This is a genomic window from Pelotomaculum isophthalicicum JI (genome assembly GCF_029478095.1).
In the GTDB taxonomy this organism is placed as follows: domain Bacteria; phylum Bacillota; class Desulfotomaculia; order Desulfotomaculales; family Pelotomaculaceae; genus Pelotomaculum_D; species Pelotomaculum_D isophthalicicum.
Map to the genome: position 1 here is coordinate 92,595 of NZ_JAKOAV010000003.1, position 24,097 is coordinate 116,691.

Consider the following 24,097-nt stretch of genomic DNA (forward strand, 5'->3'; position numbering starts at 1 on the left):
TGAAAAATAGCTTAATGTTGGTGAACATCAGGGTGACTAACAAATATCAATCCTCCGTTGAGGGGGATTTTAAATTTATTGTCAAATTTGTTGCCAATGGAGGATCTTTATGAGCTTTTCAATATCTGTAAGAATAAAAAAGGTATCAGGAAAAATAGGCGATTCCATACCTTTTCCGCGTTATGCCACGATAGGCTCAGCGGGGTTGGACTTGCCGGCTTGCCTGGATGAACCTTTAGTGGTGCCTCCCGGCGCCAGAATGAAAATCCCAACGGGTATTGCCATTGAAATCCCATTTAAACACGTTGTTGGCTTGGTTTTCCCTAGAAGTGGTTTGGCTACCAAGCACGGTATTTCTCTTGCGAATGCTGTGGGTGTTATTGATAGTGACTACAAAGGAGAAATAATCGTGGCTGTTTACAATCAGTCCGACTGTGAATATATCGTCAATCCAGGAGAAAGAGTTGCTCAGCTGCTTTTCTTACCGGTTTATCATGCAGACCTTGAAACTGTAGAAGAGCTTGAAGAAAGCAGCCGCGGGCAAGGTGGTTTTGGATCCACGGGGAAAGTATAGCTATTGGGAAATGGCTCAGGGGTCAGGAGTCAGAAGTCAGGAGTCAGAATGCGAAAGCAGTTTAATCTCGTATTCTGAATTCTGACTGCTGAATTCTGACTACCTGATTTTTTTATCATATTCCCGGCATGTCCCCAATAAATTAATACGGGGGTGGGACAATGCTAAACGGATTATTATTCGGGACGGTTGTATTGTTGCTGATAGTTTTTTCCGTTCGCGAAAGAGTTAAACAGCACAGATACAGGGAAAAAGACTGGGGGGCAATTGGCGAAAGTAAATCCAGTCCTCTTTCACAAGCCTTAACCAATCTTGTTGGAGTAGCTGGTGGTATCTATCTTTCTCTTGTACTAATATGTACTTTTGTTGAATTGCAATTACCGGTGCGATTCCATCTGGGACAATTTAGTCTGGAACCGCTGGCTACTATTTCAATTATTATGGCTTTAGCTCAACCTTATTTTCAGAAGGTACTGCGGGCTTGGCGCAAAATGTAATAGTTAAGTTTAAATTTAAAGTTTAATATGCAAGAGGTGGCTAAAATGAGGCTGGGCGATCTAGTCGGTAAAGAAATAGTGAATATCTATAACGGCGCACGATTGGGTGTGGTGGAAGAATCTGATATGGATATTGATGTTGAATCCGGAGAGATTCGTTCGATAATTCTACCAAAGAAAAATAACATTATTAATCTTTGGATTGACAAGCAAAAGCTGATTATACCATGGGAGGCTGTGAGAAAAATCGGTGCTGAAGTTATCATCGTGGAACTTGATCAAACCAATCCGGCTTTTCAGCGCTATTAGTATTAAGAATAGTATAATTAAGAACAATATAAAACAGGAGGGGATACTCCACCCCCTCCTGTTTTATATTGATACGAAACTAAGCTAGATTAACTTTAACCTTCCGCCTGGTAACTATATCCGTCAGGAGTCTGAATGAGAGTGTTTTTATCTCTCGAAAGGTTCAGAATTCTGGCTCCCGAATTCTGAATACTTGAAAATAAGTGACCAAATATTTTATCTTATATGTCATCTTTACCGCTTGCTTTTGACATACTAGATTTAGCATAACCACGGATGACAGGAGGTTTATATGGCGCGTCAACAAAGAATTGAGTTAATTAGAAATATTGCCGAATTGAGAGGTTCCGCCGTTATCTGTTATATTACCGGCGACCGGGAAAATATTAATACAAGAATTGCGCCGGATGTAACTGAAGTTTTTTACAGACATTTGGAAATGCTTAATAAAAACGATCAGAGAACAGGAAGCAAAATAGATTTGTTTCTATACACAAGGGGAGGTGACGTACTGACGCCATGGCGTTTGGTTCATCTAATCCGGGAATATACGAGTCGTTTTAATATTATCGTTCCTTTCCGTTGTTACAGTGCCGGAACTTTATTGTGTCTGGGAGCGGACGAAATTGTAATGGGTAAAATGGGTGAGCTTGGTCCGATAGATCCAAGTGTTGTAAATGCTTTTAACCCTCAAGATCCCAACAATCCCGCTGCTAGAATTCCGGTAAATATTGAGGACGTTTATTCTTATTTAGCCTTAGCTGGGGAAAAGGCTGGTGTTTGCAGCAATGATCAGCAGGTAAAGGCATTTACTCTTCTTGTGGAGCGGATCCACCCGCTAGCCCTTGGGAATGTTCACCGGAATTATTTGTTGATCAGATCTTTGGCAAAAAAACTGCTGGCAATGCATCAGCAGCCGTTAAGGGAAGGTAGAAGTGAGCATATAGTAGACAACCTTACAGAAAAACTATATGCTCATAATCATATGATCTCCAGACGGGAAGCATCTGAAGAAATTACCCTTAATGTTACTATACCTGACAGTAATCTGGAGTCCGTATTATGGATGCTGTTCCAGGACTATGCTGAAGAATTGGCTCTATCGGAACCTTTTAACCCTGCTGAAAATCTTAGCGGTAATAGAATGGATTTTGAAGTTACCAGTGGTATTGTAGAGTCAATGTATGGTTCGGATGGTTTCGTTTTCTCAGGGGTTGTTGAGCGGCGTGATTTTCCTGAGCCCGGCAAGGTGAATGTGAATATATTGAAGCAGGGCTGGAAAACCATGTCATAGTATGAACTAAATTAGGAGGGAAGTATTGTGAAAGATGAACTTACAAAAATAACGAATGAAAAAATTAATTTTAACTATAAAACGAATGAAACAAAATATTATTTATTAACAAGGGGCTCGGGGTATCCGTTGGCTGAATTTACTTATTCGGATCTTTCGGAGAGTACCGCGACAAGACTTGTGATTCCAGAAAATATGCCCAAAACGGTGGACATGGTTCCTGAAAACGATACTATTGTATAATATAAAGAAAAAGACAAGGTCATGACCTTGTCTTTTTTCATATCAGGATCTTTTAGAAAGCTTCGGGAATTTAACCTCTAGTATTCCATCTTTAAAATCTGCTTTTATTCCTTCTATATTAACATTTTTGGGGGGTAATAAAATTCTTTCATATCGACCTTTTGGTCTTTCCTGGTATATATACTGGATATTTGGTTGTTGAGAAGGAACCACGGGGGCTGTAATGACAACTTCAAATTCGGACACCTCAAGATTAAGCTTACTGCTATCTGCACCCGCGAGGTCATAAATATAAATAATGGATGAATCATTTTCAATAATGTCGACTTTGGGTATTATTGTTCCAGTGACATATTGCAACCAGGGGTTGGGCATCGCTGATGTAGAGAAAGGCCACCCGCTCATCAAAGGGTAACTATTTTGTTCTTCTTGAATTGACGGGTCCTTGTTCATTCTATCACACCCTTCTTATCGATAGTATTATGACTGTATTAAAAAATAAATATACCAAAGCGGAACCTACCGTTAGGTTGAAAGAAGCCCAAGCGTGTACAGAGTTCACTTTACATTCAAGCATTATTTTGTTACTTTAATTATTATTGACATATTTAATTATATATAAGACAATAAACTTTAAAAAGTTAGCGGCCATTTTAAAAGGAGGTGTGGTTTTGATTAGGGTAGCTATTGCTGGTGCTTATGGCAGGATGGGCCGGGAGGTCACAAAAACGGTCTGGAATGCTGATGATATGGAACTTATCGGCGCAACCGACAGTAAAGGAGAAGGAGTAGATGTCGGTTCATTGATTGAAGCCGGGGAGATAGGAGTTCTGATAGAAAAAGACCTGGAAGAGCTCATATTACGTACACGTCCTGATGTATTGATAGACTTTACTATCCCTCAAGCTGTGTACCGGAATATAATGACCTGTCTAAATCACGGTGTGCGTCCGGTTGTCGGGACAAGTGGATTGAGTCAAGAGAAAATTCAGGAAATTATAGATGTTTCACAATCTCTGGGTGTAGGTGGATTGATAGCGCCCAACTTTGCCATTGGGGCAATTCTAATGATGAAATTTGCCTCTGAAGCTGTGCGGCATTTCCCTCATGTGGAGATAATTGAGTTGCACCACGATCAAAAAGTTGACGCCCCATCCGGCACATCAATAAAAACAGCCGAGACGATCATTGAACAGCGCGGGGATTTCGAGCAGGGGTCGGTTAATGAATTTGAAAATATAACCGGGGTGCGCGGGGGCAAACTGACAGGTGGAATACGTATACACAGTGTCCGCCTACCGGGGCTGGTAGCCCATCAGGAGGTTATTTTTGGCGGTCTGGGGCAGACTTTAACAATCAGGCATGATTCCACTACCCGGGAATCATTCATGCCCGGAGTACTTTTAGGAATACGTAAAGTAGTACATCTTGAAAGGGTGGTTTATGGTTTAGACAAGCTGCTTTTTGATTAATCGTAACTAAATAATGACAAGCACCTTCATTTCTAATAGCTCATATAATGTGGGTAAACGCAGCCAACGATGTTAGGGGGTTCTCAACGGTTATGCGGCCAAATCTTGATGGGATTACGGTTGCTGTTATCGGAGGCGATGCCAGGTACCTGGATATGATCGAGGAGTTGCTTGCATCAGGCATCCGGGTGAATGTCATGGGCTTGCCAGTAAAAACCGGTACCAGCGGTGTTGTTCTTTCAAGTAGTTTAGTGCAGTGTATGAATGGTGTCAAAGCTGTTGTTCTACCCATTCTTGGTATTGACGATAAAGGGTTTTTGCATTGTGTGTTATCCGAACAGACCCTAACCCTAAAGGAAGAAATAATGGCGACTTTACCCGCTGATACTCTTGTTTTTACCGGACTAGCCGGTGCGCTGCTCAAGCAGATGACTACCAGTTTAGGACTTCGTCTCGTCGAACTGATGAATTTAGACGAAGTGGCGATATTAAATTCCATTCCTTCGTCGGAAGGCGTTGTACAGATGGCGATGGAAATGTTGCCGATTACTATTCACGGTAGTTCAGCTTTCGTTATCGGATTCGGCCGGACCGGCCGGACACTAGCCCGTTTATTAAGTGCGATGGGAGCACAAACAGGAGTCGTTGCCAGAAAGAATGCGGACTTGGCTCGGATCGTTGAGATGAATCTTAGACCTGTTCCTTTTGCGGAAATGAAAAGCTGTTTGGGCGAAGCCGATATGATTTTTAACACGGTACCCGCGCCGGTTTTGACGGAAGATATATTAACAGGCATAACATCCGGTACGGTGATTATTGACTTGGCCACAGCGCCGGGTGGAACTGACTTTCACGCGGCAGAGCGTTTAGGAATAAAAGCTGTTCTTGCGCCTAGTCTGCCGGGCAGGGTTGCGCCAAAAACAGCCGGAAGGATTTTGGCTGAGGCGATTACAAGATATCTTGCAGAGGAAGCCGCAGGCAATTAACTGGTTTTTAGATAACGGAGGTGCTTGAGATGCGTTTGCATGGAGTCAAGATTGGCTTTGCCTTGACTGGCTCTCATTGTTGTCTTGACGACGTAATACCGCAAGTGCGCAATTTAGTTAATGAAGGTGCTGAAGTATATCCGGTAATGAGCGACGCGGTCTTTGCCACCGACACTAGATTTGGTACCAGCCAAAAATGGAAGAACATGATCAGTGATATTACCGGCCGGGATATAATTTCAACTATTGTGGGCGCCGAACCCATCGGTCCGCAGAAACTTCATGATATAATAGTAGTAGCGCCATGTACGGGGAACACACTGGCAAAACTAGCCAACGGTATTACCGACAGCCCTGTGCTGATGGCCGTAAAAGCCCAATTAAGAAACCAGCGCCCGGTTGTGCTGGCTGTTTCAACCAACGATGGTTTGAGCATGAACGCAAAAAACATTGGTTTATTGCTTAACATGAAAAATATTTTTCTGGTGCCTTTCGGACAAGACAATCCGACTGGAAAGCCAAACTCATTAATGGCGAAGTGGGATTTGATAGTAGATACAATACAAGATGCATTAAAGGGTAAACAGTATCAACCACTGCTAGTGGTACATAATTAACATATATTATTAAAATAACCCTAAAAATTGCAAAGTAAAACTCCTGTAAACCCTGTGCAATCTTGCCCGAAAAAATACCAGTTGAGACTAGGCAATTAGAAGTGATACTTTTTAAATAAAACATTTTATTAAGGGGGTTTTTCTTTGTCGGAATTCAAAGTAGTGTTAGTTGGCGCCAGCGGTGCAGTGGGACATGAGATTTTAAAAGTTCTTGATGAGCGGAATTTTCCTGTGGGGGATTTAAAACTTTGCGCCACTTCCCGGTCTGCAGGTAAAGAAATAGCTTATCGGGGAAAGTACTATAGTGTGGAAGAAACAACTCCGGATTCGTTTAACGGCGCTGATATTGTTTTTTTTGCCGGAGGGGCGGCAAGCAAGGAATTTGGACCGGCAGCCGTTGAGCGGGGAGCAGTGATAATTGACAACAGCAGCAATTTTAGGATGGATCCCGAGGTTCCCCTAGTGGTTCCTGAAGTCAACCCCGAAGATGTTAAATGGCATAAAGGGATCATTGCCAATCCCAACTGTTCGACTATTATCGCGGTAGTGGCATTGAAGCCAATCCATGACGCGGCGAAAATAAAGAGGATAGTGGTGTCGACTTATCAAGCGGTATCAGGTGCGGGAGCGGAAGCTATTGAAGAATTGACTGTTCAGACTAAAGCAGTGCTGGAACAGGGTAAAATTACTCCGGAAGTATTTCCTTACCAGATAGCGTTTAATTTAATTCCACATATCGATGTTTTTATGGATCTGGATTATACAAAAGAAGAATGGAAGATGGTGAAAGAAAATCAAAAAATATTGCATGACGATTCGATAGCAATTACGGCTACTACCGTAAGAGTACCGGTATACCGCAGTCACTCTGAGTCAATAAATATCGAAACCGAGAGGAAAATTACCGCTTTAGAAGCGAGACAAGTGTTCGAAAAATCTCCCGGCATTGTTGTTGTTGATGACCCGGCGGCGAAAAAATATCCGATGCCTTTGTTTTCGTCTGATCAAGACGAGGTTTTCGTAGGCCGTATTCGTGAAGATAATTCCATTCCCAATGGCCTGAATATTTGGGTTGCAGCCGACCAACTGCGAAAAGGCGCGGCAACTAACGCAATTCAAATTGCTGAACTCTTAATTAAGTATGATTGTTTAAAGAAAAAATAATAATATCAGGAGTCAGAATTCAGGAGTCAGTAGTCAGAATAAGAGAACCGGACTCTTATGTTCATTCTGAATTCTGACTACTGACTACTGACTACTGAAAAGAGTGGCTACCGAAAGGAGTATATATGGATTTTATTGTTCAGAAGTTCGGCGGCACTTCCCTTGTTGATGAAGACATGCGTTTAAAGGTCGCCGCCAAGGTAGTCGAAGCCAGTCAGGCAGGTTACTTTCCGGTAGTTGTAGTATCTGCTATCGGACGCCAGGGTGAGCCCTATGCGACTGATACACTCCTTTCATATGCCAGCAGCGGTAATAAGGAACTGTCGCCCCGTGAATCCGATCTCCTGATGTCCTGTGGGGAAATCATTTCCGGTGTGGTGTTGACAGCCACTATACAAAAATTAGGCTACCCGGCCATTTTCCTAACCGGAGCGCAGGCCGGCATAATTACAGACAATAATTATACCGAGGCAAGAATCATCAAGGTTGACCCGCAATGCATAGTGCGACATGCCTTGGAGGGGAAAATTGTTATAGTTGCCGGATTTCAGGGTATTACCAATGAGGGGGAAGTCACCACACTTGGCAGGGGCGGCAGTGATACCACTGCGGCAGCCCTTGGTGTTGCGCTTGAGGCAACCAGCGTTGATATTTTTACTGACGTTGAAGGTATAATGACAGCAGACCCGAGAATTGTATCTGACGCGAGACCTCTTGAGACTGTGACATATAATGAGATCTGCCAACTCGCCCAGGAAGGAGCCAAAGTGATTCACCCCCGGGCTGTGGAAATTACCATGCAAAAAAATATTCCTTTGAGGATTAAATGCACTTTTAACGACGCGCCAGGTACTCTAGTTACTTCGTATGGAGAAGTATATAAGGGTTCTATAGATATTACCAGGGACCGTACAATAACTGGAATTACAAATATCTCTGACGTCAGCAGGATGAAAATTATAATTAAAAATTGTTCTGATGTCCCTGAATTTCAGAAAAAAATATTTAATGCTTTGGCGCATGCCGGAATTAGTTTAGATCTAATCAACATACTTTCGGAATCAATTCTTTTTACTGTAAAAAATTCGGTTGTAGCCAAAGCAGTTCGTGTCCTGGAAGAAATAAATATTTACCCCGAGGTGCTGCCTGATTGCGCTAAAGTGGCGGTTGTGGGAGCAGGAATGACTGGTGTTCCCGGTGTTATGGCTAAAATTGTTGAGGCGCTGTCTAACGAAAAAATACAGATCTTGCAGTCTGCCGATTCTTATACAACAATTTGGATACTGGTGAAGCGGGTTGAAATGGAAAAATGTATCCAAATATTGCACCGGCAATTCAGACCGGGTGAATATTTATAAAGAAGGTGAAAGATTTGACAAATGATTTTGGTCGAATGATTACAGCTATGGTTACACCCTTTAATAAAGATCTTACAATTAATTTAAGCCAGGCCAAAAAATTAGCTTCTTACCTGGTTCAGACCGGGTCGGACGGATTGGTGGTTGCAGGTACGACCGGTGAATCGCCGACTCTTAGTACAGATGAGAAGGTCGGGCTTTTCGAAGCGATTGTTGAAGAGGTTGGTGGTAAAGCTGCTGTAATCGCCGGTACCGGCAGTAACTCCACTGCCAGCAGCATAGTCTTAACCCAAGCCGCGCAAAAAGCCGGAGTTGATGGTGTTATGCTGGTAGCTCCTTATTACAACAAGCCGTCACAGGAGGGGCTTTTTCAGCATTTCAAAGCCATAGCAGAGAGTACGGAACTGCCGATTATTCTGTATAATATACCGGGTAGGACCTCAGTAAACATGTTGCCTGAGACAGTGGCAAGGCTTGCTGAGATCACTAATATTGTCGCAATCAAGGAAGCAAGCGGCAGTTTGGATCAGGTTAGTGAATTAAGACGTTCTTTACCTGACCACTTTGCTATTTACAGTGGTGACGACTCATTGACCTTGCCTGTTCTAGCGTTGGGCGGCAAGGGGGTAATAAGTGTGGCTTCTCACTTAACAGGTATGCGCATTAAAGAGATGATTAACGCGTATACTTCCGGCAATACTACCCTGGCTACAAAAATTCACTTGGAACTTTTCCCTGTTTTTAAAGGAATGTTTATTACTACTAATCCGGCACCAGTGAAAACTGCTTTAAGCATCAAAGGCTGGCAGGTAGGCGGTCTGCGCCTTCCTTTAGTGCAAGTTACTGCGGCGGAAAAAGAAAATATTTGCTCCTTATTGGTAAACATGAAATTATTATAGGAAGTTGATAAATATATACCATTAGAACTTGTGGACAGGTTCCATAATATATTTGTCCAAGCCATTGAGCGCTGGCTTGTTGCAGGTAAAAAAATGAAGTATAATATTACCTGAATGTAAAGCAAGGCTTTCCTAGAACTATCAGTCAATAAAATACTTCCCACCTTCTCCTAGTTTATCTCACCGGTTGCAGTACGATATATAATTGTTTTTTTAGATGGTTAAGGAGGTGCGGATTTGGCGCGAGATCCCAAATTGTCCCTGATTCCTCTCGGAGGATTAGGGGAAATCGGCAAAAATATGATGGCGGTGAGATTTGGGGAGAATATTTTAGTAATTGACTGCGGTTTAATGTTCCCGGAAGAAGAAATGTTGGGAATAGATATTGTTATTCCGGACATTACCTATCTGTTGGATAATAGGGAGCTTGTCCGCGGGATAGTGCTTACCCATGGCCATGAGGATCATATAGGAGCCCTGCCTTATGTCTTGCGGCAGTTAAATGTTCCTGTGTACGGCACGAGGCTTACCTTAGGCTTGCTGCAAGGTAAGCTTAAGGAGCGGAATGTTGATGCCGCTCTTAATTCGGTTAAGCCAAGGGACATTGTTCAAATCGGGCCATTCAGGGTGGAATTCATCAAAGTATCGCACAGTATACCGGATGCTGTGGCAATAGCCGTGCATACACCGGTGGGAGTGATTATTTACACTGGTGACTTTAAATTTGACCAGACCCCGGTCGACGGCCAGGTTACTGATTTTCACCGGCTGGCTCAGTTGGGTGACAAAGGTGTATTGGTTTTGCTGTCGGATAGCACCAACGCTGAAATACCAGGATACACCCTTTCTGAGCGAATGGTGGGAAATACTTTTGATGAAACCTTTCGCCAGGCTACTGAGCGGATTATTATCGCCACATTTGCGTCAAATGTGCACAGGCTCCAGCAAGCCATCCAGGTAGCTCACAGGCAGAACCGCAAGGTTGCCGTAGTGGGACGTAGCATGGTTAATGTGGTCAGTGTGGCTTACGAACTCGGATATCTTCATATTCCCGAGAACACGATGGTCGAGTTAGATGAGGCAAACCGTCTGCCGAGACATAAGGTGGTAATTTTAACAACAGGCAGTCAGGGAGAACCGATGTCGGCTTTGACGAGAATAGCCTTGTCAGATCATAAACAGGTAGATATTGTACCGGGCGACACGGTTATTATTTCGGCCACTCCTATCCCCGGAAACGAAAAGGTGGTTGCCCGGATTATAGACCAGCTTTTCAAACAAGGAGCGTATGTTATTTACGAATCGGCTTCAAGTATTCACGTATCAGGACATCCGTGCCAGGAAGACCTCAAAATGATGATTAACCTGGTTCGCCCCAAGTTTTTTGTACCTGTGCACGGGGAATACAGAATGCTCATTAAGCACGCTGAACTGGCCAAAGAAGTTGGGGTTTTGCCGGGGAATGTTTTTGTGGCGGAAAATGGCCAGGTATTGGAATTCACCCGCCGCGCCGGGCGAATCAACGGCAAGGTAACGGCTGGAAAAGTGCTTGTTGATGGTTTAGGTGTCGGGGATGTTGGCAATATCGTTCTCAGAGATCGCAAGCAGCTATCCCAGGATGGAATTCTGATCGTGGTTGTTACAATAAATCGAGAAGCAGGTTTGATTGTAGCCGGTCCTGATATAGTATCACGAGGTTTTGTTTACGTCCGGGAATCGGAAGAATTGCTGGAAGAAGCCAGGATAAAGGTTAGGAATGCGTTAGATATATGCACGGAACGTGGTGTATCGGAATGGTCGGCAATTAAATCGCAAGTAAGGGAAGTTTTAGGAAAATTTCTTTATGAAAAAACTAGGAGAAGGCCAATGATTTTACCCATCATCATGGAAGTGTGACGAAAGAAACTGGAAATAATCCTAAGTGAATTAAGCCGCTATTATGCGGCTTTTCCGTTCTTATTACGGATATTTAAGTAAATGTAGTGAAAAAATATATTGCACAGGTAATTAATAACTTATATAATAACAACAAAGCAATCTATGCCGAAAGGCATAGGGCGCAAAGCTACGGACCTAAAGGGTTATTGATTTGCCTTACGGTAGCCGGGCTGCCTTAGGTTATATTATTATCGCCAAGCCTAAGTATTTAACTTGGGCTTGGCTTTATTATTACATATTGCGACAAATTGTTTACAATATAGTTGTTTTGAATAACTGAGGTGTGACATATGGTTAGAATAAAACCGGTCAAAGGCATATTTATATTACTATTAGGGATTGGTTTACTTATAGGAGCATATGACACTGCCAATGCAGTTGAACTTAATGGTGTAAGTCTCGGGCCGTCGATCGTCGACAAAACCGTTAAACCAGGGGAAAGCTTCGAACAAGAATTTAACGTGCAGAACCGGACAGGTGAAATTGTTAGAATTGAAGCATATTTACAGGATTTTCGCGAGGAAAACAACCAGTGGAATAAGGTCGAGGACATTGATTCCAGCTGGTCGCCCATGACCTGGGCTACTGTCGTCAGCGCTCCGGAAAAACTGGATAATGGGGAACAAGGTAAAATCCGTGTAAGATTTGATGTTCCTTTAAATGCTGAAGCGGGTGAGCATGTAACTTATTTTAACAGCAAATTCATACCTATGCTCCCGGAACAAGAAGGGAAGTTGTCCGCGGCTATTACTGTGGCATCAGAAATCCGCTCGCTTGTTTACGTGAAAGTAACCGATGCCGCTGGAAGTTTAAACCTAAAGCGAGACTGGCGCGTTATTAAAGCGGATACAGGTTTCTGGAACACTGGCAAGCCTGTTTTTATTGTGGCTGTAACAAACACAGGTGATGTGCACCTGGAAGTACGGGGTAATATTGAAATTTATGACGTTCTGAGAAACCAGAGGACTCAACTCAATGTACCATTGTTTAACGTTTTGCCCGGTAAAGAGAAAAAGATTGAAATTCCTTGGGACGAAGCGCCATTCATCGGTTATTTCCAAGGAAACATGTTGTTGACCTATAATAGTGAGAACTTTTATGAACGAAAGCTATCATTCTTAACCGGACCTCTGCTTACAATGGCTGGTACGGTGACGATTATTGCGGCCATTATTCTTGCCGTCATTCTATATATTCGCAAGCTTCACAAACGGTTGGCGGAAAAAGGAGGACTGCAGGACAATAATCCCGGAGCATAATCATAATTAAATGACACCAACGGTCCGGGTACAACATGAAAGGAGGTGAATTAGGTGAAAAAAACCGTAGCTATTCTTTTGATGCTAGGAATACTGATGGTTGCCGCGGGCATAGTGAATGCAGCCACCTTGGCTATAACCGCCAATGTTCAAAACTCATTGACCCTGGCGCTTAATCCAGCTTCTTTGACCTTTAACAACGTACAGCAAGGTACTGCTACTACCCCTGAGACATTGACAGCCACCACCAGTGGAACCGGTGCCTACCAACTCCAGCTTTCAAGCACATCATTCATCGCGTCTGGAGGAGTAACACAACCGGCTAGTGTGCTGCAGTACAGGGATCAATTGTTAGCAGGTAATTACGCAAATGCTTCAGGTACTGCTACAAACATGTTGGCTTCCGCCGGTACAGCAGTCGTAGGTGGGGATGCGAAGAACTTCGACATTCGGGTTAATTTCCCGGGTAACGCAAGTGACGGCAGTTACACTGCCACAGTTACAATTTCCGCTGTCCCACAATAAAAGCATTGCCATAAAACAAATAATCCAAAAAAGGCTGCCACCCAAAACGGATTTTGTCTTGACAATGCTTAAGTTTATTTTAACATGATCACAAGACGAAAACAAATCTAGAAATAAGTGGGATAGCGTATGTATAGTGTCTGGGACTTTAGTCCCAGACACTATACTACTTGCCGCTTTGCTGGCTGCAAGTAGTGGTTGGACTAAGGGGGAAGATGCGTTGGGTAAATGGACGGTAAAACTCCTTTGTTTACTTCTGGGGTCGCTTTGTTTAATAATTTGCTCTGCAAACGGCGCCAACCTGGAAACTAAGGCCAATATACAGAAACAGCTTGATGTCATAATAGATGCTAATTCATTGTCATTTCCAACGGTTAATGTTGGCAAAATTAGCGAAGAAAAAAATGTTACTGTCATGGTTAAGGGTAATGACCTATATCAGCTATATATTCAAGCAACAGTTTTAAAAGCAGATGGTTTAAAGGAGCTTCTGCCAACTGTGCTGGAGTTCAAGGAAAAGTCGGAGTCACGGTGGCTTCCTGCATCAGATGCGCTGATTCCTGTATTGACAACGCCGGCTATGGCAAAAGCGAGTGGCGATCAAAAAGAAATAGCTTTTCGCTTGAATGTTCCACCTTCCGCTAAGCCTGGCTTGTATAGTTGTGAAGTGAATATAATTGCCTGTGTGTACGCGGATGCAAATAAAAGTGTGAACAAAGATATTCCTGCCGGTGTAAGCGAAGATGTTCATAAGATTGACAATGAAAATGATTCTACAAGTGTAAGCGAACATGTTTATAATTGATATGTTAAGCTGTGAATAATTTTTATTGATGAGGGAGTGTTGACAAAAATTTCTGGACAAGCTGTGGGTCGAATTGTTCACCGGAACATTTTTTTAATTCAACCACTGCTTCACTAACAGTTGTAGCTTTTCGGTAAGGACGGTCGCTCGTCATAGCGTCATAAGCATCGACAATTGCCAGGATGCGGCACTCCAAGGGAATTTCTTCACCTGCCAAACCCAACGGATAACCTTTACCGTTAAACCATTCGTGGTGTTTGAGAATCCAATCGGCGATAGATTTAAGATCGGGCACAGTGTTGGCGATTCGGCAACCGATTTCACAGTGCTGTTTGATTTGGAGAAATTCATCATCATTAAGGGGACCTGGCTTAAATAGAATCCGGTCAGGTATGCCGATTTTGCCAAGGTCGTGGAATAGGGTAAAAAGACGCAAGTCGTTTAGCATATGATCGGGGATACCACAAGCAATAGCAAGCTGCACAACCATTTCCTGCATTCGTTCAGCGTGCCCCTCGGTTATAAAATCTCTGGCCTCCAGAACCTTCTTTAAGGTGTTTACAATGATGCTGCGGGTACTCTGGGCGTGACTTAGTTTTTCCCTGTACATATTGAGGTCCGCCTCTTTAAATAGGTCGGTTGAGCTTTTTGTGATGTCGTTGCTAACTGCAAATCCGGTTGATAAGCTTAAAGAGATTTCCGGCTGGCTCTTATTGTATTTTTTAATGGCATTTTTTAGCCGTTGACATGCGTTTTCAACTGTGGAATTATCGGTACTTGGGAGTATAATTACAAATTCATCTCCACCAATACGGGCTACAATATCACTCTTGCGAAAACAGTTGCTGAGCAAATTTGCCGCTGCTTGAAGCAGTTTGTTGCCTGCTTCGTGTCCCATGGTGTCGTTAACTAGTTTTAACCCATCCACATCACAAACAATAATTCCCAACGGTAAATAGCTGCCGCCCTCCATACGGTGCATTTCTTCATTGAAGAATGCACGGTTATAAAGTCCGGTGAGGGAGTCGTGCAAACTCAAATATTTGTATTGCTTTTCAACCTGCTTGCGTTCGGTTATATCATAGTAATGTTCAATCCGCCCGCCTGCGTATAACCCTGAATAGATAGGCTGGCTATAATGTTCTAGCCAACGTTCCTGGTGCTGCTCAGAAGGTGAAACGTGACATTCAAAGCTTTCCACATATGTATTATCTTCATAAGTGGCCAGCAGCTTTTGGGCGAATGTTTCAGGCTGGGCAAAGAAGTATTTTATTCTTTCATCGATCAGATTTCGCGCGCTGATCCCAAGAATTTCTTCTCTGTGCAACAAAAAAAAGCTCTCAAGAGCCCTGTTCAACCAGACAACTTTAAAATCCCAGTCTAGAATCATTATGCCCACAGCAGAACTGTCGAGCACGTCATCGACCAGTGTGCGAAATCTTTCCTCGCTGTCTTTTAAAGCCTCTTCAGCCTGTTTGCGTGCTGTGATGTCATTAAGTACGCCGGTCAAGCCGGCAAGTTTTTCGCTTTCAAAGAGCGGGCCGCAGGAGATGCGAAAGTGGCGATATGCTCCGGATTTATTGATGAGCCGGCATTCATACAGTACTTCTTCTGTTTTTGCTTTTTCTAACATGGCCAATAGACCATTAGAATCGTCAGAATGCACAAAGTTAGTGATAGATTTGCCTTTAAATTCGTCTGGTTTAAAAGCGGATAATTTTTCTATAACCGGGCTCACGTATGTTATAAAATTATATAGATCTAAAGTAAAAATGGCATCATTGATGTTTTCCACCAGCGTACGGTATCTTTCCTCAGATTTATTTAATTTCTCCTGGATTCCCGTCAATTCCAGCAACTGTAAACGATAAAGCCGCCAAATAAGGAAAATAAACAAAAATCCAAATATCAACACCATTGTATTGCATAGAAGTTGACTATCGCATTTATCTGTATCAGGAAAAAAAACATCTATAAAGAACCGTTCCAGCAAAATGCTAATTAAGTAACATATCGTAAAACCAATAAGATAATAAAATGCTTTGGATAAATAATTGTTGTTTTTAAACAATAGTTTAATCACTCCGTTAATTGTTTAATGGAAGCAATAGTTTTTATACTTATTTTATTGAGGTATATTTGTCATATTTTCGACATAAATACTTAGAATCCTTTTTATGCCAGGGTGCCAATATCGGGAGATATAATATAAATTAAATTAGAAGAAGTGTAATAATATGTATTTACAAGTTATTATCATATAAACGACAATAATTCAAAAAAACACCATTTGCCTTGTTAAGCATCCGGTGTTTATCAGATGTTAATAAATATTATTGGTTAACAGATAACGGACTGTAAAATAAGCTGAGCTTAGCTGTTTTCAACTACATCCCACTTGTTGCACCGTGAACCCCAACGTCCGATAACTTTTTCTTCTTCATAAATCTCCACTATTTCACAAACGTTTGGGCAACCATTACAATCGAAATTGCCGGTCCGGTATGGGAGACCCATTGTTTTAAATCCCTTAAAGCGAGTTTTACCGGTCATGGCAACTTCTTCCCTGGCTAGTTGGGCGGCACCGATCGCCCCCATTACCCCAAAATGCTCTGGTATTTGTATGGGTATGCCCAGCGCTTCTTCAAAGGCGGCTCTGATCCCTACATTGGCGGCGACCCCGCCCTGAAACATTACGGGCGGCAATATTTCCTTGCCTTTGCCGACGTTATTGAGATAATTCCGGACCAGGGCCTGGCACAAGCCCTTGATGATATCCTCTATCTTATGTCCCATTTGCTGTTTGTGAATCATGTCCGATTCGGCAAAAACTGTACACCGCCCGGCTATACGGACAGGGGTTTCGGAACGAAGCGCCAGACCTCCGAACTGGTCAATCGGGATATTCAGCCGGGAAGCCTGCTGATCCAAAAACGAACCAGTGCCGGCTGCGCATACCGTATTCATAGCGAAGTCAGTCACGATTCCATCTCTTAAAATGATGATCTTTGAATCTTGGCCGCCGATCTCAAGGACGGTTTGAACTTCGGGAATGAGCATGGATGCCGCTACAGCGTGCGCGGTTATTTCGTTTTTTATTACATCCGCCCCGACCATCACCCCGGCCAGATAACGGCCGCTCCCTGTTGTGCCGACACCCGCGATTTCTAAATCCGCAGGAAGAAAACCGGCAGTTTGTTTCAGCCCTTCCTGGATTACTTCAATGGGTCTGCCCTGGGTGCGCAGATAAAGACCGGTAATTACTGTTCCAGCCTCGTCAAGAATGACAATATTTATACTGACTGAACCGACATCAATACCCAAGTATGCCTTCATAACAATCCTTTCCGTCAATCAACATGTAAGAGACTGAACTTCGCTCCGGAATTGTTTTTTTCTTCTGAGTAAATCAACAAACGCTTCAAGCCGGGTAGTCATGCCGGCTTTTCCAGTCTGTTCGTCAAGGAAGAAAGTAAGCACCGGGATGTTATAATCTTTACTCACCTTTGGCAGGATAGTACGTGCTACTATTTCCGGAATACAGGTAAATGGCGCGAGCTGGATCATCCCATCGAAGCCGCGCTTGGCGTAAAGCACGGTGTTGCCGATAGAATCCCGGCCATGTCCGCCAATTAGTTCAGGGAGGTAAGGAGAAGCGGCTTCTTTAACTGTAATGCCCTCTGTTGTTTCGTTCCAGGAGTTATCCCTGGTCCAGCCTGTCAGGAACATCGACCTTTCTACTTCAACTCCCAGGTTTCCGAGAGTCTCTTCGATTTCCAGGTTGCTGGCCGGTTCTAAAAGGACGTAGATTTCCCCGATGATGCCAACTTTTAAAACATTACGGTTGGGATCTTGAGGAATGCTGTTAAGCGCTTCTATCGCGGTGGATTCGGCCTCAATAATTTGTTCAGTGGTATAGGCCTGATCAATCCAGTCCAGGACTTTCCGGTAGACTCTGGTAGTGTTGCCGCGGCTGATTTCCCTTGGCCGCACGATGTGGCTCAGTTTTTCAAGGTTATCCAGGGCTTGAAGCTTACGCCATGCCCGCTTTACATGGGCGATAATACCTCTTATGGAGACTCTTGCCTTGTTCAGCGCACGAACACTTTTATAAAACTTAAAGGGATGCAGGCGGGGCGGTTCAATAACGATCATTTTAATTTTGTGCCCTAAATCATTGAGTATTTTATGGTGCAGCATGGCGTATTCCCCGGCGCGGCATGGACCGACGCCGCCCGTGGTGACAATAGTGTCGATTCCCATCTCTATAGTTTCCAGGTAGGTGCCCATCAGGATTTTTAGCGGAAAACAGGCAAATTCGGGAGCATACCTTATTCCCAGGTCCAGAGTGCGTTTACTGGGACGGGGAGGAACTACCACCTCGTTTCCCAAATCCTCTAAAAACATTTTAAAAGTGCGGTAGGATTCTCCCATGCGCGGGAAAGTTATTTTAGGCATGCCAACGCCTCCTTCCGACGCTTCACCATATCGACAAAGGCTTCAAGACGCGTAGACATACCGGCTTCGCCAGTATGTTCGTCGATCATCAAAGTCATAAAAGGTATGTTCCGATGCTTCTTCGCTTCCAGTTCAATAAACTTGTTTAACAGTGAGTCCGGCCCGCACCCGAAGGCGGTGAGGTGCAGCAAACCGTCTATGTGTCCCCGTTTAAATAAGAAATGGGCGGCTTTTAAGGCCCGGTCGCTAAAAGTCCAGAAAAGCCGTTTCGGTAAGCCGCAATTTTTCTGACAGGCCAATGATAACGGGGAAATGTTCTCAGCGGTGATCGTACCTACTCCCAAACGCCGGAGTTTATCCAAAAGATTTACGCTGATAAAACTGTCATAAATGTTGTAAGGATAACCAATAACCGCAAACTTCAGACTTGTGGCAGGAGGTTTTGGCAAAGAACCCGGCTTATGCAATAAGTTCATTGCTTCATGTGGATGCCAGCCTTGTCGTAATAGCTTGTTATATCTTTTCAAGGTGCCGCATGCTTTTCTGTAAGCATGAGAGGATAAATACTTGCTGGCGCCGAATATGTCGCCAATTTCCATGTAAGCCTTGAGCATGGCAAAACGTCCCTGGCGTGTGTCCATGCGAACATCAATGACCGGTGGCAAGCCGGTTACTGAATGCTTGATCATGTCTGGCAAGCCAAGGAATTTTGGACAATAAATTGTTTTGCGGTTGATGCATACTACTCTAGGTATGAAGAGGTAGTCAACGCGATCTTTAAGCCCCATGACGTGGCCGAAAAAAAGCTTTACCGGTACGCAAGCGTCTGCAAGCGCCTCACGAACACCATTATTCAGTATTTCTTTAGTCGTCTTTCCAGAGGTAACTACCTGAACGCCGATCTCGTTAAAGAAGGCTTGCCACAACGGGTAATAGATATAATATAATAAAGCGTTGGGTATGCCGACTTTAACAGCCAAGACAAGATTTCCTCCCTTTTGGTTAAGGCAAATTCTGTATAACTATATGAACTAACAGGCATGTTATACCAGTAAATATGATAAAAGAATTCTATGCCCGATTAAAAATTCCTTCAAGAATCGATATTAAAAAGCTGTGCGCCCCGTTACAACGTGCGTGATATGGAGATAATTGCAGGATATTGAAAAAATACAGTGAAATATTAATATAATTATGCTAACCCGCTTAATTACATTAGTTGGAAAGGTGTGGTGAAATTGGCCGGTAAGGTCGAGGAAATCCTTTTAACAAAGCGAATATATGAGGGAAATAATGTAAATTTAAGGGTCGATACGATTTCTTTGCCCGGGGGGCGAACCGCGATTCGTGAAGTTGTTGAGCATTCCGGAGCAGTTGCGATTGTACCTGTAAATGAAAAAGGAGAGATACTCCTGGTGAGACAGTACCGTCATGCTGTTGGAAAATCATTATTGGAAATACCCGCGGGTAAATTAGAGCCGGGTGAGAGCATGACGGACTGTGCCGGACGTGAATTACTGGAGGAAACCGGGTATGAGGCAGCTAGTTTACATAGACTGATTAGCTTTTTCAGCACACCGGGCTTTACCAATGAAATGTTGCATCTTTTTCTAGCCACCGGACTTACCTATGTAGGGCAGAAGCCGGACGATGACGAAGATATTGATTTGGTGATTATGCCCTTTGAACGCGCCATCGAGTTGGTCTGGGAGGGGGAAATTTGTGACGCAAAATCTATTGCGGGTATATTGGCTGTTGCACGCAGTATCAAAAAAGCTGACGGGAATTAATCTCCTGTCAGCTTTTTTAATATTTTCATATTATATAATCACTAATTTACCGTAATAGAGGATTGACTCTCTGATTTCAGATACAACTCAAAAATAATTTCTTTTCCTTCAAGCCTTGCCAGCTGTCGCCCAGGTGGTAATTTTCCGTTTTGATTGGGTGAGTATCTACGGTCGGCAATACTGATTACAGTCGGGGCGAGTTGCCGGGCGATTACCTTGGCCTTGCGGTCCCCACCCGCTCCGGCGTGAATTACACCCTGACAGTTGCCCATAACTAATATATTTCCACCTGATACTATTTCAGCGCCAGGGTGAACGTCCCCTAATACGACAACATGTTCAGGCGATGATATTTTTTGTCCGGAGCGCAGGGAGCGACTCACTAAAAGGGCTGCTTCACCGGATCTTGAGTTGGTAAATGCCTGCGGGACTGGCGCTAAGTCAGATCTTACCCCCATGTATTCTTCTGTGTTAGGCACTAATCCAAATTGTTTGCAAATGCTTTCCAACTCGTTTTTTTGGCTGACCGGGATATCCTTATGACCTTGGAATAGCGAGAATTTCGCTCCTTTAAAAAACCCTCTGGCGGACTCCATTTTGCGCAGGAGGTTCTCCTTAATATCTTCGAAATCACAGCTTGAATCAAGGACGATCACAAGACCGTTCCTGGTTCCCTTGATTTTGACCGTATCTTGATTCATAATCGACCCCTTCTTCCATAATTTTCACCACAATATAGTATTTCGATTCAATTGTCTAATTTCCTCCTTGTTATGAAAATAATCAACATATTAAGACCAACGTGAATAAAAATGCTTTATTTGCGGTACCCTCAAATAAAGTTATTCTGTTCATCGTTAGGAGGTGAAAAAATGGCTATTGTTGAAGTCAGTATTGTTCCCATGGGAACACCAACTCCAAGTATTTCTAGTTATATAGCGGACTGTTGCGAACTGGCAAGAAAGGAAAACGGCGTTAAAAGCCAGGTCAATTCTATGTCAACTATTCTGGAAGGTGAATTGGACAAAGTAATGGATTTAGTTCAGAAAATGCATCAGGAACCTTTTAGGAACGGTGTGGAAAGAGTCGTTACAACGGTAACGATTGACGACAGGCATGATAAAACTGAGTCTCACCTGTTATAAATTCTTTGATAGTTTTCCGCTATGGTGGCATAAATAATAATACTGATTTTTATCACGCAAAAAATACACAGTACAAATCAGGGGGTAGAAAAATGTCTGAATGGAGGAAAGATCCCATCGTCGACCGTTGGGTTATTATTTCCACCGAGCGCGGGAAACGGCCGAATGACTACAAGGACATACTGGAAGAAAAAAAAACGCAGGAATGTCCTTTATGTGTAGGGAAAGAAAAGCTCACTCCACCAGAAATTATGGCCTACCGTGAACCGGGCAGCCAAAATGACACGCCTGGCTGGTGGGTTAGAGTGGTTCCTAATAAGTATCCCGCTTTAAGGATTGAAGAAGAATCCTCTTTGAGTCAGCATGGGATATACATGGCCATGAATGGTATCGGCGCTCATGAGCTTATTGTGGAATCTTACAGGCATGAGCCAGGTCTTGATACCCAGACAGAGAAACAGGTGGAAGAAGTAATCTGGGTATGGAGGGAACGCTCCCTGGATTTAAGGAAAGACTCCAGGCTAAAGTATATCCAGATCTTTAAGAATACCGGTCCGGTGGCGGGAGCCTCTCTGGAACACACCCATTCCCAACTTATTGCCACGCCGTTAGTGCCTGTCGAAGTCGGTCAGGAACTGGAAGGGGCAAGGGAATATGCTTCACGGCACGGATCATGCATTTATTGTGACATAGTCAGTCAGGAAATAGCTGAACAGTACAGAGTTGTTGTTGAAAGTGAAAATTTTTTAAGTTTTAATCCCTTTGCCTCCCGTTTTCCTTTCGAAACATGGATAATACCCAAGGAACACCAATACGATTTTGGGCAAATTCGTGAAGAGATGGTAAGGGACCTGGCCGGTATTTTAAGGACGACTTTGCGCAAAATTTCCGTAATGATAAAAAATATCCCGTATAACATGGTTCTTCACACTTCTCCGGTGAACATTCGTGAGGAAGGGTATTACCACTGGCATTTAGAGATAATGCCGCGCCTTACTATAATGGCCGGTTTCGAACTGGGAACGGGATATTTTATTAACCCCACTCCACCGGAAATGGCCGCGCAGGCCCTCAGGGATACGGAGGAGTTCTATCCCCTGCATGAAAGGTCTAACCAGGAGGTGTATCATTATGTTTGACCGTCCTCTGAAAATTCTGCTTGTTTCTTCCGAAGTTGTTCCTTTTGCGAAAACAGGCGGGCTGGCTGATGTCGCCGGTTCTCTGCCAAAGGCTCTGGCCACAGTGGGCAACGATAACTTGGGCAACGATGTCCGGGTAGCTATGCCGCGCTACCGGCAAATAGAAGGGGACACCTATAAAATGGACTTCCCGGTTCCTTTCAAAAATCGTTATGAAACCGCTATTATCAGGGAAAGTTCTATTGAAGCGCATTATCAAGGTGAACGCAAGACAATACCAGTATATATGGTGGATAATTATCATTACTTCTACCGTGATCGCATGTATATGTTTGATGATGAAGCGGAGCGGTTCGCCTTTTTCTGCAGGGCTTTGCTGGAGATGCTGCCGAAACTGGAATGGCAGCCTGATGTTATTCACTGCAATGACTGGCAGAGCGGGCCAATCCCCTTGTTTTTAAAAACACATTATCTGCGTAACACGTTTTACAACCGTATAGCTACAGTATTTACAATCCATAATCTGCAGTACCAGGGCAATTTCTCAAAAGATGCGCTGCAAATCCTGGGATTGGGCGAGGAGTATTTTCACCCGGAACGGCTGGAGTTTTACGGTACGGTCAGTTTTATGAAAGCGGGAATTGTGTACTCAGATGTGATTAATACCGTCAGCCGGACTTACGCGGCGGAGATTCAGCGTCCTGAGTTTGGCGAGCGTATGGATGGCCTGCTGCGGAAACGTTCCGCGGACCTTTATGGTATTGTTAACGGCATTAATTACCATGAATTTAACCCGCGGACAGATCCGCGGATTCACCGCAATTACGACCAGTACAGTATAGCGAATAAAAAAGAAAACAAGTTTGCCATGCAAAGGGAACTGGGCCTTCCTGTCAGGGATGTTCCGGTTATCGGGCTGATTTCCCGCCTGGTGGATCAAAAGGGATTAGATTTAATAGCAGAAATAATCGACAAGGTAATGATTGATGATATCCAGTTTGTAGTATTGGGCAGCGGCGAACCTTATTATGAAAAATTGTTTGAAACAATTAAATCCCGCTACCCGGAAAAGATGGGTTTATCTATCGGGTTCAACGCTATATTGGCTCAGCGTATTTATGCCGGGGCGGATATGTTCCTGATGCCTTCGCGATTTGAACCGTGTGGTCTTGGACAGTTGATCAGCCTCAGGTATGGAACGATTCCCATTGTACGTTTTACAGGCGGTCTAGCCGACACGGTGAGTGATTATAACCCTGCTAACGGTTCGGGCAATGGTTTTGGCTTTACCGAGTATTCGGGTATGATGCTTTTGGATGCACTAAACAGGGCGCTTAAACTATACCGGGAACACTCAGATGATTGGCAAAGGCTGGTAATAAACGCGATGGAACTGGATTTTTCCTGGGCAAGATCTGGGGTTGAGTATATTCATTTATTCCAGGAAGCGATGAGCAAGCATCTTGCCATCCAAAGAATCGCTTGAAGGTGAGTTTGTTCTTAATAATTGGCTGAAAAAGGCAGAAATGATAGTGGACAATTATTGATAATAAATGTAAGATAATATCATATTCAGGATATTGCCTAACTAAAGTGATATCCTGAATTTATTTTATAATGATGCT

General features: G+C 43.5%; 25 protein-coding genes and 1 riboswitch. Of the genes, 19 read left to right on the plus strand and 6 right to left on the minus strand.

Annotation, left to right across the window (positions count from 1 at the left end; all coding sequences use genetic code 11):
- The first annotated feature begins 109 nt into the window (after positions 1-109).
- The 5 genes from dut to L7E55_RS02825 all read left to right on the plus strand — a co-directional run bounded on the left by dut (position 110) and on the right by L7E55_RS02825 (position 2,917).
- A complete protein-coding gene (dut, locus tag L7E55_RS02805) occupies positions 110-574 on the plus strand; it encodes a dUTP diphosphatase (protein WP_277442499.1) in 465 nt (154 codons plus the stop codon).
- Between the two features lie 161 nt (positions 575-735).
- A complete protein-coding gene (locus L7E55_RS02810; protein ID WP_277442500.1) occupies positions 736-1,071 on the plus strand; it encodes a hypothetical protein in 336 nt (111 codons plus the stop codon).
- Positions 1,072-1,116: 45 nt separating this feature from the next.
- Positions 1,117-1,380 carry a YlmC/YmxH family sporulation protein gene (locus tag L7E55_RS02815; protein WP_277442501.1) on the plus strand — a complete coding sequence of 88 codons (264 nt, stop codon included), beginning with the start codon at positions 1,117-1,119 and terminating at the stop codon, positions 1,378-1,380.
- A gap of 292 nt (positions 1,381-1,672) precedes the next feature.
- A complete protein-coding gene (locus tag L7E55_RS02820; protein WP_277442502.1) occupies positions 1,673-2,674 on the plus strand; it encodes an SDH family Clp fold serine proteinase in 1,002 nt (333 codons plus the stop codon).
- A 27-nt stretch (positions 2,675-2,701) separates the two neighbouring features.
- Positions 2,702-2,917 carry a hypothetical protein gene (locus L7E55_RS02825; RefSeq protein WP_277442503.1) on the plus strand — a complete coding sequence of 72 codons (216 nt, stop codon included), beginning with the start codon at positions 2,702-2,704 and terminating at the stop codon, positions 2,915-2,917.
- 42 nt (positions 2,918-2,959) lie between these two features.
- On the opposite strand, the gene L7E55_RS02830 is transcribed toward L7E55_RS02825, so the two are convergent.
- Positions 2,960-3,370, minus strand: coding sequence for an Hsp20/alpha crystallin family protein (locus L7E55_RS02830; RefSeq protein WP_277442504.1), 411 nt, complete (start codon positions 3,368-3,370; stop codon positions 2,960-2,962).
- Between the two features lie 218 nt (positions 3,371-3,588).
- On the opposite strand from L7E55_RS02830, the gene dapB reads away from it, so the two are divergent.
- The 10 genes from dapB (at position 3,589) to L7E55_RS02880 (ending at position 13,940) form a co-directional block, all read left to right on the plus strand.
- Positions 3,589-4,389, plus strand: coding sequence for a 4-hydroxy-tetrahydrodipicolinate reductase (gene dapB / locus L7E55_RS02835; RefSeq protein ID WP_277442506.1), 801 nt, complete (start codon positions 3,589-3,591; stop codon positions 4,387-4,389).
- A 92-nt stretch (positions 4,390-4,481) separates the two neighbouring features.
- Positions 4,482-5,375 carry a dipicolinate synthase subunit DpsA gene (gene dpsA / locus L7E55_RS02840; RefSeq protein ID WP_277442508.1) on the plus strand — a complete coding sequence of 298 codons (894 nt, stop codon included), beginning with the start codon at positions 4,482-4,484 and terminating at the stop codon, positions 5,373-5,375.
- 29 nt (positions 5,376-5,404) lie between these two features.
- A complete protein-coding gene (locus L7E55_RS02845) occupies positions 5,405-5,992 on the plus strand; it encodes a dipicolinate synthase subunit B (RefSeq protein ID WP_277442509.1) in 588 nt (195 codons plus the stop codon).
- A gap of 144 nt (positions 5,993-6,136) precedes the next feature.
- Entirely contained in the window at positions 6,137-7,156 is a 1,020-nt protein-coding gene (locus L7E55_RS02850) for an aspartate-semialdehyde dehydrogenase (RefSeq protein WP_277442510.1), read from the plus strand.
- A 125-nt stretch (positions 7,157-7,281) separates the two neighbouring features.
- Positions 7,282-8,514 carry an aspartate kinase gene (dapG, locus tag L7E55_RS02855; protein WP_277442513.1) on the plus strand — a complete coding sequence of 411 codons (1,233 nt, stop codon included), beginning with the start codon at positions 7,282-7,284 and terminating at the stop codon, positions 8,512-8,514.
- A gap of 14 nt (positions 8,515-8,528) precedes the next feature.
- The gene (dapA, locus tag L7E55_RS02860; protein ID WP_277442514.1) at positions 8,529-9,413 is read left to right on the plus strand and encodes a 4-hydroxy-tetrahydrodipicolinate synthase; all 885 of its coding nucleotides are present in this window, start codon (positions 8,529-8,531) and stop codon (positions 9,411-9,413) included.
- 237 nt (positions 9,414-9,650) lie between these two features.
- Complete coding sequence (locus L7E55_RS02865) at positions 9,651-11,309, plus strand: ribonuclease J (protein WP_277442515.1); 1,659 nt, start codon at positions 9,651-9,653, stop codon at positions 11,307-11,309.
- Positions 11,310-11,435: 126 nt separating this feature from the next.
- A riboswitch (cyclic di-GMP riboswitch) is annotated at positions 11,436-11,529 on the plus strand.
- 112 nt (positions 11,530-11,641) lie between these two features.
- A complete protein-coding gene (locus tag L7E55_RS02870; RefSeq protein ID WP_277442516.1) occupies positions 11,642-12,610 on the plus strand; it encodes a fimbrial biogenesis chaperone in 969 nt (322 codons plus the stop codon).
- A gap of 54 nt (positions 12,611-12,664) precedes the next feature.
- Positions 12,665-13,135: a hypothetical protein gene (locus L7E55_RS02875; protein ID WP_277442517.1), complete on the plus strand. Its 471-nt coding sequence runs from the start codon at positions 12,665-12,667 to the stop codon at positions 13,133-13,135.
- A gap of 220 nt (positions 13,136-13,355) precedes the next feature.
- Positions 13,356-13,940, plus strand: a complete 585-nt coding sequence (locus L7E55_RS02880; protein WP_277442519.1) for a hypothetical protein — start codon at positions 13,356-13,358, stop codon at positions 13,938-13,940.
- A gap of 22 nt (positions 13,941-13,962) precedes the next feature.
- Here the strand turns inward: L7E55_RS02880 and L7E55_RS02885 are convergent, their stop codons facing one another.
- The 4 genes from L7E55_RS02885 to L7E55_RS02900 form a co-directional block, all read right to left on the minus strand.
- Entirely contained in the window at positions 13,963-15,837 is a 1,875-nt protein-coding gene (locus tag L7E55_RS02885) for a sensor domain-containing diguanylate cyclase/phosphohydrolase (RefSeq protein WP_277442520.1), read from the minus strand.
- Between the two features lie 476 nt (positions 15,838-16,313).
- Positions 16,314-17,276, minus strand: coding sequence for an acyl-CoA dehydratase activase (locus tag L7E55_RS02890; protein ID WP_277442521.1), 963 nt, complete (start codon positions 17,274-17,276; stop codon positions 16,314-16,316).
- Between the two features lie 18 nt (positions 17,277-17,294).
- Positions 17,295-18,398 (minus strand): acyl-CoA dehydratase activase-related protein, encoded by a 1,104-nt coding sequence (locus L7E55_RS02895; protein WP_277442522.1) that lies wholly within the window; start codon positions 18,396-18,398, stop codon positions 17,295-17,297.
- Positions 18,386-19,378: an acyl-CoA dehydratase activase-related protein gene (locus L7E55_RS02900; RefSeq protein WP_277442523.1), complete on the minus strand. Its 993-nt coding sequence runs from the start codon at positions 19,376-19,378 to the stop codon at positions 18,386-18,388. The genes L7E55_RS02895 and L7E55_RS02900 overlap by 13 nt, the downstream gene beginning before the upstream one ends.
- A 258-nt stretch (positions 19,379-19,636) precedes the next feature.
- On the opposite strand from L7E55_RS02900, the gene L7E55_RS02905 reads away from it, so the two are divergent.
- Positions 19,637-20,188, plus strand: coding sequence for an NUDIX hydrolase (locus L7E55_RS02905; RefSeq protein WP_277442524.1), 552 nt, complete (start codon positions 19,637-19,639; stop codon positions 20,186-20,188).
- Positions 20,189-20,229: 41 nt separating this feature from the next.
- On the opposite strand, the gene L7E55_RS02910 is transcribed toward L7E55_RS02905, so the two are convergent.
- A complete protein-coding gene (locus tag L7E55_RS02910; RefSeq protein WP_277442525.1) occupies positions 20,230-20,889 on the minus strand; it encodes a septum site-determining protein MinC in 660 nt (219 codons plus the stop codon).
- 171 nt (positions 20,890-21,060) lie between these two features.
- Here L7E55_RS02910 and L7E55_RS02915 point away from each other — a divergent pair, with 171 nt between their 5' ends.
- The 3 genes from L7E55_RS02915 to glgA all read left to right on the plus strand — a co-directional run bounded on the left by L7E55_RS02915 (position 21,061) and on the right by glgA (position 23,958).
- Positions 21,061-21,333, plus strand: a complete 273-nt coding sequence (locus L7E55_RS02915) for an MTH1187 family thiamine-binding protein (RefSeq protein WP_277442526.1) — start codon at positions 21,061-21,063, stop codon at positions 21,331-21,333.
- A 92-nt stretch (positions 21,334-21,425) separates the two neighbouring features.
- On the plus strand, positions 21,426-22,472 hold the full coding sequence (galT, locus tag L7E55_RS02920; protein WP_277442527.1) for a galactose-1-phosphate uridylyltransferase: 1,047 nt from the start codon (positions 21,426-21,428) through the stop codon (positions 22,470-22,472).
- A complete protein-coding gene (gene glgA / locus L7E55_RS02925; RefSeq protein WP_277442528.1) occupies positions 22,465-23,958 on the plus strand; it encodes a glycogen synthase GlgA in 1,494 nt (497 codons plus the stop codon). Before galT ends, glgA begins: the two co-directional genes overlap by 8 nt.
- The last annotated feature ends 139 nt before the right edge of the window (positions 23,959-24,097 follow it).